Origin of the sequence: Collimonas sp. (assembly GCF_035566375.1) — a bacterium.
Classification (GTDB): domain Bacteria; phylum Pseudomonadota; class Gammaproteobacteria; order Burkholderiales; family Burkholderiaceae_D; genus Collimonas.
In genome coordinates, this window is sequence record NZ_DATMRK010000079.1 from 46238 (window position 1) to 59000 (window position 12763).

The 12763-nt window shown below is 59.2% G+C and carries 2 protein-coding genes; one reads left to right on the forward strand and one right to left on the reverse strand.

Annotated features, from left to right (window positions below; all coding sequences use genetic code 11):
• Positions 1-4: 4 nt before the first annotated feature.
• Positions 5-1183: a tetratricopeptide repeat protein gene (locus tag VNZ60_RS23850; protein ID WP_325663670.1), complete on the reverse strand. Its 1179-nt coding sequence runs from the start codon at positions 1181-1183 to the stop codon at positions 5-7.
• A 408-nt stretch (positions 1184-1591) separates the two neighbouring features.
• Here VNZ60_RS23850 and VNZ60_RS23855 point away from each other — a divergent pair.
• On the forward strand, positions 1592-12763 hold an 11172-nt coding region (locus VNZ60_RS23855), incomplete at its 3' end, for a hypothetical protein (RefSeq protein ID WP_325663672.1).

Here is a 12763-nt window from a genome sequence, read left to right on the forward strand (position 1 = left end):
AAGGTTAAGCGTTGATTTGCGGCAGTGGCGGCAGTAAATCCAGCAGGGGTTCGCCCATCGGTGCAATGCGGCTGCTTAGCAGACCGTGCATGGCGTTTTGCAAGGACTGCGGATCGGCGATTTCGCCGTTCAGGACCGCCTGGGCATAACCAGCCGACAAGCTGTTTTTATCCAGGCCGGTAGCGCGCCTGATCTGTTCGATCGCACTGGTTCTTTGCCCGCGCAAGGCGGCGATGATCGCCAGAGCGCCATGGCTTTCCCCAAAATTGCGGTCAAGCTGCATGGCGGCTTCGAACGCTTGCTGCGCTGCATCGATATCTTTGTCGACCAGGCAAGCCCAGCCCAGGCTATGCCAAGTCCCGATATGGCCGGGCATCAGAGTGACTGCCTTTTGCAGGCTTTGGCGGGCTGTTGTGATGTCCATGTCGAGCATTTGCGCCAACCCTAAAGTTGACCAGCAACGGCCGTTGTCCGGCGCCCGCTGCATCGCCTGTTGCAAGTATTGGTGGGCGCGCGTCGTATCGCGCTCCGCCAGCGCCACGGCGGCGCGGGCCAGCAGGGCTTCCAGGCTGCCGTCCCCAGCTGCCAGAGCCTGGTCGGCCAGTTCCTTTGCCTTGACGGTTTGATCGGCATCGATGGCGATCAGGCTTGCTACGCCTATTGCTGCCGGCGTCAGCTTGCCCAGGGCTCGTCTTTGCTCTGCCCATTGCAAGGCAAGCTCCAGCTTGCTCAAATGATGCAGGCTTTTTAGCCAGAGCGTTTGTATGGAAGGATCAACTTCTACGGCGGGATCTTTGCTGGTCCACGGCAGCAACTCTTCGAAGCATGCCTGGTAATCGCCGCGTAGCGCAGCGATGAAAGCCAGGTTATGCGAGATTGCCGGTTGCGGTTCCATCTGTTGTTTCAACCTGGTCAGCAAGTCCTCGGCCTCTTCAAAGCGCCTTTGCGCCATTCGCAGACGGGCTTCGCGGAAGCGCCATGCATTGGGATCGCGGCCAAGTTCCAGGCCGACAGCGATCAGCTGCTCAGCCACTTCTTCATTGCCGACGTCGAATGCCTGTTCGAAGACATCAGCCCGCAAGGTTTCGTTTTGCGGATCGCTGTGCAAGAAGCTCAGCAGCCGGTCAAGGCGCTTGCTGCCTTCGGAGTTCGCTTGGCTCGATCGTGAAAGAATTGCGCTCATTGACTTCCTTGCGGTTGACTATCCTTGGTTAGACCAAGGTGTTCCATCTTGATTCGATCAAATATTGCATCAGGCGCAATATTCATTTTGTTTTGTTCCATTGTAAATCGGCATACAACTACTCGCCCGATATTTACATCGCATCCTGGTAGCAGATTCATTGGGCAATGCGCGTCGCTACTTCCTTGCCATTGCTTACCTAATATATCCATCTGTCGTCAGGAAAATTTAGCGTGACACGTTATTCGGCTGATTGTTCGCAAAAACACCATTTTAAATTGATGAAAAATGGAGATGTAAAAATATTTCAAGAAACACTAAACAAATTCTGTGAGGTCAGGATGTATTGGGAGGGAAGCGGCGTCAGGATCTGGTTTTTGGGATCTTGAAAGCTGCGCACAATACTTTATGAAGACAGGATGGAATATGGTGGCGATCGTCAGCGGCAACAGTCTGGGTGTGAGTTTGACTTCGATGAACACGCTGGGTCAGCGTGGTGCGCTGGGGGTAGCGAGCCAGGGTCGCAATGGCGAACTGGCGTATGTCAATGTCTTCAGCGGCAACCTGGTGCTGCAGGATCGTGACGATATGCTGGTGAACCACGGCATCGATATCGCGGCGCTGCGGACCTACAACAGCCAGGGCAAGTTCAGCGACGACAATGGCGACAACTGGTCCAACGGCGTCTATAACCAGCAGTTGCGGGTCAACGGCAGCTTGTCGGCGGCCGGCAGCAGTATTGTGCGCACCGGACGCGACGGCGCCGAATCGACCTATCTGTATGACAGTACGCGGCAGCTGTATGTCAGCACCGATGGCGGCGGCGCCTACAACACGATCAGCGTCGATGGCGGCAACAACCGGCTGGTCTGGTCGCATGGCAGCACGGGCCTGAAGGAGATCTACGACGGCGCCGGCTCAGGCCGGCTGCTGTCGAGCACGGACCGCAACGGCAATAGCGTCAGTTACCAGTATGGCGCCAATGGCTTGCTGTCGAGCGTGACCGATGCGACGGGGGAGGCTACCTATTACGATTACAGTGGCAGCAACCTGACACAGATCCGCACGCTAACGGCCGATGGCCATACGACGACCCGGGTGCGCTACAGCTACGACGCCAGCAACCGGCTGTCGGTGGTTACGGTTGACCTGAGTCCGGCCGACAACAGCGTGGTGGACAACCAGGTCTATCGGACCAGCTATACCTACGACGGTAGCAGCAAGCGGATCGCCAGCGTCAGCCAGAGCGACGGCAGCAGCCAGGCCTTTACCTATGTGCAAGTCGGCGCCGACTATCGGATCGCCACGGCGCAGGATGGCCTGGGCCACACCACCAGTTATAGCTACGATACGGTGAACAGCCGCACCACGGTGATCGATCCGCTGGGCCTGAACACGCTGTACGCCTATGACAGCAACGGGCAACTGACCCGCATCACCGCAGCTGCCGTAGGCGGCGTCGCGCCCAGCACCAGCTTTAGCTACAACGCCAATGGCGATGTGATCCAGGTGGTCGACGGCGAAGGCCACGCCATCGACATGCAATACGACAGCAACGGCAATCAGGTGCTGCAACGCGATGCGGCCGGCAATACAGTGACGCGCAGCTACGACGCAAATAATCAGTTGCAGACAGAAACGGCATATCTGACGCCGGATCCGGACGGCGCCGGCCCGGCTTTGCCGGGGCTGCCGCTGACGACCCGCTATGTCTACGATGGAAATAATCGCAATCTGCTGCGCTTTGTGCTGAGCGCCGAAGGGCGGGTGACGGAGTATCGTTACAACAGCTATGGCGAGCGCAGCAGCAGTATTCAATACGCCGGTGCGGCCTATGCTGTGGCAAGTCTGGGAGGGACAGAAGTTCCGCTCGAAGCCACGCTGAGCGCCTGGGCCGGCAGCCAGGATCAAACGCAGACAACGCGTGTGGACATGGTCTACGACGCCCGCGGTCAGTTGCAGACCGCGTCGAGCTGGAGCGCGGTCGATGCCAGCGGCAATGGCGTCGCCAACGGCAGCCAGACGGTGACGCAATACCTGTATGACCAGGCCGGACAACTGCTGAGCACGATTGCCGGCAGCGGCGGCGTGACCCAATACACCTATGATGGTCTGGGCCGGGTCTTGTCGAGCAAGGACGCAGCCGGCCAGCTCACTCTGACCAGCTATGACGATGCTCATCACAAGACCACGGTGACGCTGGCCAATGGCCTTTCCACCACCAGTGCCTACGATCAGGCCGGACGCCTGATCAGCGTCCAGCAAAGCAATGCGGCGGCGCAGACGCTGGGCACGACCCAATATGTCTATGACGCCGACAACCGCCTGCGCATGACGCAAGACCCAACGGGAGTGCGCAGTTTCATCCTGTACGACGATGACGGCCGCAAGATTGCCGATATCGATGGCAACGGCAGCGTGACCGAATACGTCTACAACAAGGACAATCAGCTCACGCAAACCATTACTTATGCCAGCCCCATCGATGTGGGGCAATTGGCCGATGCGGCGGGCAATCTGACGGCAGCGACCTTGGGTACGATCCGTCCTGGCGCCAGCGCCGCCGATCATAAGGCCTGGCGCGCCTATGACAGTGCGAATCGCCTGGTGAAGACGGTCGACGGCCAGCCGGGGCGGGTGAACGAATATCGCTACGACGGCGCTTCACGCCTGGTCAGCACGACCAGCTATGCCACGCTGTTTGATGCAAGCAGCCTGAGCAGCACGCCGGACGCTGCCAGCATTGCGCCGGCGGCGTCGACGGCAGACCGTATCAGCCGTAGCTTTTATGATAGCGATGGTCTGTTGCGCGCTACGCTGGACCCCGAAGGCTATCTGACCGAGCAACGCTACGACAGCGCCGGCCATCTGACCAGCCGGATTGGCTATGCGACGGCAACGGACGCCAGTCTGCGCGCTGCCGGGACATTAGCGCAATTGCTGCCGGCGGCCAGTGGCAGCGACATCGTCACCCGATTGCTGTTAAACAGCAAAGGCCAGGTCGCCGGCGAGATCGATGGCGAAGGGTATCTGACGGAGAAGGTCTACGATGCCAATGGCAATGTGACGCAGACGGTGCGTTACGCCACCAAGGTGAGCGCGTCGGTATCGGCCAATGCGACGGTGGCTGGCGTGCGTCCTGGAGCCAGTGCGGAAGACCACGTGACGACGACGCTCTACGATGCGCAGAACCGGATCAGCCAGCAAACCAATGCGGAAGGGACGCTAACGCAGTACAGCTACGACAATGTCGGCCACCTGATCCAGAGCACGAGCGCGGTGGGAAGCGGCGATGTGCGCACCCTGAATGCGCGCTATGACGTGCAAGGACGGCTCACCGGTGAGTTGACTGGCGAAGGCAGCGCCCAGTTGAGCGGCAATCTGACGCAAGCGCAGATCGATGTCATCTGGAGCAGTTATGGGCTGACGCACACCTATGATGCGGCTGGACGACGCACCAGCACGACCGACCAGAACGGCAATAAGAGCTTGTTTTACTACGATGCCGACGGCCATCTGACGCAGACCGTCAATGCCTTGGGTGAAGTGGCGGAGAATCAATACAACGGTTTGGGGCAGCTGACGGCGACAATCCAGTACGGGACCAGGATCAGCACCAGCGGCCTGACAGGTGGTTTAGTCAATCCTACGCTGACGACGGCGCTCAATGCCGTACGCAACAGCAATCTGGACAGCAAGAGCAGTTTTACTTACAACGTCAATGGCAGCCTGGCGACTTCCACGGATGCCTTGGGCAATGTCACCACACGCAGTTACGATGCGTTTGGCGACTTGATCTCCAGCAGCAAGGTGATAGACGCCACCCACGTGCTGACGCAGACCGGCAGCTATGACCGGCGCGGATTGAGCGTGGGCACTGTCACCGATCCGCTGGGTGTCAACGCCACGACGTCGACGCAATACGATGCTTTCGGGCGGGTGATGCGGACGGTGGACGCCAACGGCAATGTACGCAGCCAAAGCTATGACCGCCTGGGCCGGGTGGTGCAAAGCTTCGATCCGTTGAATGCACAGCGTGCGACGACGTATGACGCCTTTGACCGCAGCCTGACGCAGACCGATGGCATGGGCAATGTCACGCGCTATACCTACAATACGGCGGGGCGCAGCGTGACGTTGGTCACGCCGGAAGGTGTGACGGTAACGACGGTCAGAACCCGGAACGGGCAGACGCAAAGCATCACGGATGGTCTGGGCAATGCGACGCAATACAGTTACGACAAGAACGGCAACCTGCTGTCGACTGCCACACCGCTGACTACCATCGGCAACAATTACGATCATGCCAATCGCCTGGTGCAAACTATCGACGCCAATGGCAGGCTCACTGCGTATAGCTTTGATGCCGCGAATCGGGTACTGACGCGCCAGGTGGATAGCAAAGGCGTCAATCTGACGACCGTGTATCAGTACGACGCCAAGGGCCGGCAAGTGACGGTGATAGACCCGAATGGCGTTGCCACGCAAGTCAGCTTCGACGCCAAAGGGCAGAAGATCAGTCAGACACTGGATCCGAGCGGACTCAAGCTGACCACGCTATATAGTTACGATGGCAACGGCAATGTATTGAGCGTCACCAGTCCTGGCGGCAGCGTGACCCAGTACGTCTACGACAATCTGGGGCGGCGCATCGAGCAGCATGTCGATCCCAGCGGCTTGAACCTGACTACTCGCACCGGTTACGACAAACAGGGCAATGCGGTCACGGTGACCGATCCGAATGGCAACGTGACACGTTATGTGTATGACGCCAACGACCGGGTGGCTTTCGCGATCGATGCGCAAGGCGATGTGACGCAGACGGTGTATGACGCCAATGGCCATGTGACGCAAACCACCAGGTATGCGACGCCGATTCAGATCAGCGGCTTGTCTTTGACGCCTGCACTGAGCGATGTTCAGGCTAAAGTGATCGCCAATGGCGCCCAAGACGTCACGGAGTTGCGTCGCTACGATCACGACGGCCGCTTGACCTGGACAGTAGACGGTACCGGCGCCGTGACGCAAAACAGCTATGACGCCAACGGCAATGTAGTCAAACGGCTCGCTTACGCTACGCGCCTCAGTGCCAGCAATCTTGCCGCGCTCAAGGCAGACGCCGCAGCATTACCGACATCAGTCGCCGATGCAGCGCACGATAGGCTGACGCAGATTGCCTATGACGCCTTGGGCCGCGCGATTTACACCGTGGACGCCAACGGCGCAGTGGTCGAGCAGCACTACGATGGCAACGGCAACAGCATCGAACGGATTACCTACACCAAGACCATCCCGACCGGGCAGCCGGCGACGCTGGCAGCTATTGCGCAACAACTCGCAAGCACCGCCGATCCAGTCCATGACGGCCATGTCGTGAATGTCTACGATGGCGCCAATCGCCTGATCTATACCGCCAATGCGGCCGGGGCAGTGAGCCAGATTGTCTATGACAATAACAATAATGTGGTGCGTCGGACCGATTATGTAACAGCGCTGACAGCGCCGCTGACGGCGACCACAAATCTGGCCGCAGTCTCTTCCAGCAGTGCTGATCAAACCACCAATTATGTGTACGACGCGGCCAATCGGCGAATCTATAGCGTCGATGCCATGGGCGCTGTCACGCAGCAGATTTATGACGCCAATGGCCAGCTGACGCAAATCGTCAGATATGCGAAACCCGTCGTTATCCCGGTTACAACCGCTCCTACAGCGGATGACAGTGTTACGGTCTATGTGTACGACGCTGCCGGCCGGGTGACGCAGCAAACCAAAGCCGCCGGCACCGCCGCAGCGGGAACCGTCAGCTATGGCTACGATGCACTGGGCAACGCCGTCAGCATCACCAACGAACGTGGTTACACCACCATCCAGCAATTCGATGCACTCGGCAGAAAAACCGTCACCTCCGTACCCTTGAACGACGGCACGGACGGCAAAACACCGCAGTATGCAGTGACAACGACGCAATACGATGCGTTCGGCAATGCCGTCAAAATCACCGATCCGTTGGGCAACGTCGGTTATTTTTACTACGATCAGCACAACCGGGTGGTGTTGCAAATCGACCCGCTGGGATACGCCACCCAGACCAGTTACACGGCCTCGGGCAAGCCGAGCCAGGTAGTGCGTTTAGCCACGCCGGTCGGCATGCCGGTATCGGTCTCGACCCAACCTGCACTGATCGCCAATGCGGCCGACGCCACCACCAAGCTGGAATACGATCAGAATGATCGCCTGATCAAAAGCACCGACGCGGAGGGCGGTGTCGAGTTGTTCGCGTATGACGGCGCCGGCAATCGGATCAGCTATCAAAACAAGCTTGGCGGCGTGACCACCAGTACCTACGATGGCCGTGGCTTATTGCTGAGCGAAACCCTGCCGATCACCTCGCGCAATAGCGCCGGAGTGTTGGCGCCGGTGGTGAAACAGTATCGTTACGATGCGCGCGGCAACCGCATGCAAATGATCGAAGCAGCCGGTTTGCCGGAGCAACGCACCACCAATTACATTTACGACCAGAATGACCGCTTGACTACCCAAAGCGGCGATGTAGTCACGATCCGCGACGCCAAGGGATGGTCGACCGCAAGCCCGACCCAGCACTGGACCTACGATGCGGTCGGCAACAAGACGTCCTACACGGACGCCAACGGCAATCGCACCGGTTGGTACTACGACGCCGCCAACCGCAAGATTGCCGAGTTGAGCGCTGCCGGCACGCTGTCAGTGTGGAACTACGACGCCGCCAGCAATATGACCAGCACCCGGGTCTATGCCGATGCGGTGGCGCTGCCGGTTGGCGGCGCCTTGCCCGTTGCCGTCAACCCAAACAATTATCGGCAGACGAGTTACAGCTACGACAAGAGCAATCGCCAGGTGCAAACGCTGATCGACGGCGCCACCTTTGCGCAGCGACCAATCGGCGGCACCAGCCTGAACATCTATACCGGTTCGATTACGACTTCACGTCAATACGATGCGCTCGGTAATGTGATTGTCGAGAGCGACGGCATGGGTAATCAGACCTTGTCCTATTACAACGCGGTCGGCAAAAAGATCGCGCAAGTCGACGCCGAGAACTACCTGACGGTCTGGGTGCGGGACCAGAACGACAGCGTCACCATGGAATATCGTTACGCAAATCGTTTGTCGACGCCGGCCACTACCGCCAGCGCCGTCAGCCAGTTGATGCAAGACGCTGGCAGCAATAGCAACGACCGTATTACCACCTCCAGTTACGATCATCTCAACCGTCTGTTGACGCAGAGCCGGCTCAATCTGGTCACCACCAGCCTCAACGGCAATGGCGGTTTAGTTACCGCCACCGGTGCAGCGACCACGCGCTATGTCTACGACGGCCTGGGCAACGTCATCGAAAAGACAGAAGCCAACGGCGATGTCAGCGACTGGAGTTTCGATGCGTTGGGACGCCAGCTACGTACGCAAAGTGCCGGTTTTATCGATTTCGAAGGCGTTCTGGTGCGGCCTACCACCGACACTGCCTATGACGGACTGGGAAATATCACGCAATCGATTGCACGCGGCAAGAATAGTGCGGACGACCGCGTCACCAACTTCACCTATGATGCGGCCGGCCATCTGAGCGGCAAGTCGACCCTCAACGTCGATGGCCGCTATGAGTACTATTCCGATGCGGTGGGTAATGTCACTGAGACACGCGTGATAGGCAAGAATGCCGACGGCGGCCAGCGCTGGGATTCCACCGTAACGCTCTATGATGCCGCGAATCGTGAGGTGTCACGACAGGCGATATCGGCTGCTAACGGCGATCCGAGCAAAAATGTGTGGATCAGCGGCGACACCCATGAAGTACGCTACAACACCTATGGCGAGATTGTCGGCAAAGGCGTCAACGGCAGCACGGCGGAATTTACCGAGCACGACAGCCAGGGCCGGCTCTGGAAGACCAATGCCGGCGACGGCGCCACCAAGGTCTATCTGTATGACGCCAGCGGCAACGCCACGGTCCTGATCCAGTCAGCCGGCGCCGACATGCGCAATATGACGCTGGCGCAGATCCTGGCGGTCAGCCAAACCCAGGGTGTCTCTGCCGATCCTGTGGTGCAGGCGGCGATTGCCGCCGGCGGCATCCATATGACGGTGAGCGTCTACGACCGGCGCAACCAACTAGTCGACACCTATCAGCCGACCATGCAGAGCGCCCACAACCTGGCGACGATACAGGAGTTCCTGACCCAACAGGCCGGCAGCAATTTCAGCGGTGGCAGCGTGACTCTGGGGCCGACCAAAGCGACCGAAAGCAAGACGACGGCGCCGCCTGCGATGCAGGGGACAGTCGCGATTAACACGGCCGGTACGGTCGGATTTAGTTTCACGTCGACCCGTACCGTTTCCATGTCGGGTAGAACTCGACAGGTACGCGATAGCAGGACAGCGCTGATCACGATCCCGGCCGGGCCGCGTTACGGCACCGGCAGTTTGGTTTTCCGCTTTGGCGGGGTTGAATATGCGCGGGTCCCGGCCGGTACAACGCGGATTGACATACCCAGCACCAATAGATCCTGGCCGGCCGGCACTTACCCGGTATCGGTGTATCAAGATCTGCCAGACGGCAGCATAATCGTGATCGGTGAAACCTCCGTTACGATACCGGATTACCCTTTTATAAGCGCTGGTGAGTCAAACGATATCTACGCATCAGCTAGCGCAGCGACGAAACAGGTGATCCAGTTCCAGGGACAGTCGCCATCGACCGATCGGATCATTGCCATGATCCGTCCCCTTAACTCAAGCCAGCCGTGGACCTGGTTTACTCCTCAGCCGGTGCAAAACAGCGGCAACGGGATAATGCCGGGCTTATTCAACGCCGACTGGACTGGCTGGCCGGATAGCAATTGGCTGTTCCAATACTTCGCGCTGGCGCCCGACGGCACGGTGCTGAACTCGGAGATGGGCACCCTCAACACCAGCAGCGCGACGCCAAGCATGTATCAGCAGGCGCAACCGGTTGGCGGCAGCGGCCAAGTGTTCCTGACCAGGGACAATTTGGTGAGACCGGAATACACGCTCAATTTCACGCAACAGGGTGTTGCCGCCAATTCGATGCGCATCCGCTACCGTCATATCGGCTCGGGCGAAGCCTGGGCCACGCAGGTGGTTGGCGCCGCCAGCACCGGCCTGGTCAGCCATTACACCCCCGGCTGGTTCATGATATCGACCATCGGCTGGAGCGGCAATTATGAATACTCGATCGAAACCTATACCGGCGCCAATGCGACCGGCACCATGCTCAATCGCGCCAGCGGTTCGTTGGTTGCCGGCGATTGGGTTTCAAACCTGACCTCGTGGACCAGCCTCCCGGAAAACGTCGCCTTCGGCAGCCAGCCGGCCAATGCCGCCACCATGCACGTGAATTATTCGGTGCGCGGCGGCGCCAGCGGCAGCGCCGACCTGACCTGGGACGCCGTCCACCAGCAATTCAACTGGGATGCCAGCGGCCTGGTACCTGACCGTTTTAGCAATTATGTGGTTGACTACAACTACCAGACCATGGATGCCAGCGGTGCCATCGTCAATGCCGCACATGGCGCCTTGCAACTAGGTTCGGACCAGCTTGTGTTGTCGCACCTGAACGACGCCAAGCCTGCCACCATCACCTTCAATCCGCCGGCGGCGAATGCTGCGCAACTGCTGCTGCAGTACCGCAACGCCGGTTCTACCGGCGCTTACAGCAGCGTAACCTTGGCGAGAACAGCAGGCGGCAGTTTTGTCTGGAATGTCGATGCGCTTCGTCCGGCCAGCGGCAGTCTGAGCTTGGAATATGTTTACAGCCTGCTGGACGCCAGCGGCCAGCCGGTCGCCGTGTCGGGCGGCAATCCGCGTGCGCAAGGAACACTGGAAATCGGCGCCGACCGCAGCGGCACTGTGCGGCAGTTGCAATGGACGGTTACCGGCTTGAACAATACCGCGCCAGACATCCCGAATACCCAGGCCGCGATCCATCGCAGCCAGATCCACAATGCCTTCGGCGATGTCAGTACTGAAATTGACGGCCGGGGCAACCGCGTCACGCTGGCTTACGACACGATGGGCCAACTGGTCAGCAAGCAGGCGCCGGAAACCAATGTGACGCTGGAGAACGGCACTATCATTCGGGCGACGCCGACTACCCAGTACTACTATGACGCCGCCAGCCACCTGGTCGGTGTGCGCGACGCCAACGGCAATCTCAATACCCAGTTGCAGTTGGCCGGATTTGGCAATGGCAACGGCGCCCGCGTGACGACGGAATTCCATGCCGACGGCGGTGTCAAGCGCAACGCCTATGACATCTTCGGCGATCTGCGCACCGCGGCCGACGAGTTGGGACGTGTGACCGCGAATGTCTACGATCAGGGCGGCAGACTGATCCAGGTCAGCCATGCTGCACGCCAGGCCGGCACTGCCAGCAATAGCGGTGCAAGCGCGGTCTCATCGGTGGACCGATACAGCTACGATACGTTGGGCAACCGCATCAGTCACACCAACGCCATGGGGCAGCGCGAGACCACCGATTACGACGGCGACGGCCGGGTGATCCGCACCCGCAGTTTTGCGGGCCAGGAGATTAGCTACGCCTATAGCTACGATCAAAGCATCCTGGGTGTGGGCGGCTTGCCGGTAGGTGGCTGGGTAAAAACCACCAGCTATGCCGGTTCGCGCAGCGCCGTTGACAAGACCGATTATTTCCAGCACACCACCAGCCATCAGGATTTTGGCGGGCATGTGGTGACCTACAGCTACGATTATGCGGCGCATTTGAAGAGCCAGACATCCACCGCCGGTCAGAGTGTTGACTATAGCTACTACGCCAACGGCTATCTGAAGAGCACTACCGACCATGCGCTCAATGTGCTGTCGTATTTCGAGTATGACGAAGAAGGCAATCGCACCCGCGAGTCTTACACCACGGCGGATGCGCCGGCCAACCGGACCTATTACCAGCTGGCCGACATTCAATACGACGAGCTGAACCGCGTCATCGACTTCAAGGATGTGCAAGGGCACATCCAGTATCAGTACGACGCCAACGGCAACCGCCGCCGGGTGTTGAGCAACTACAACAACGGCGTCAGCGGTGCTCCGGCCACGCAAGACTTCTGGTACAAATACGACAGCCAGAACCGTTTTACGCTGACCATGGGCCAGCTCAGCAATGGCGTCATCGGTCTCGGTGCGAACGGGGTGCAGATCGGTTACGACATTGCCGGCCAGCGCCGCAGCGCCGTCTATGCCGACGGCCACAGCGAGACGTATAACTACACCAACGACGGTTATCTGGAAGACGTGCAGATCAACGGCGTGCTGCGTTCGCGCCGCGCCAACGATTTGCTGGGCCGGGTGCAGAATTACACCGAATACGCCAGCAACGGCAGCACCGTCACCTATAACAAGAACAGCGTGTTCGACGCTGACAACCGGCTCACGCAAGACACGGTGGTGCAGTCGCCGGTGGGCGGCACCGCCAGCACCACGGTCACCAGCTATGACTATCGCCTGAAAGACGCTAGTGGCAACTATACCGGCGCCGATCAAGGCGTCGTCACGCATAGCTAC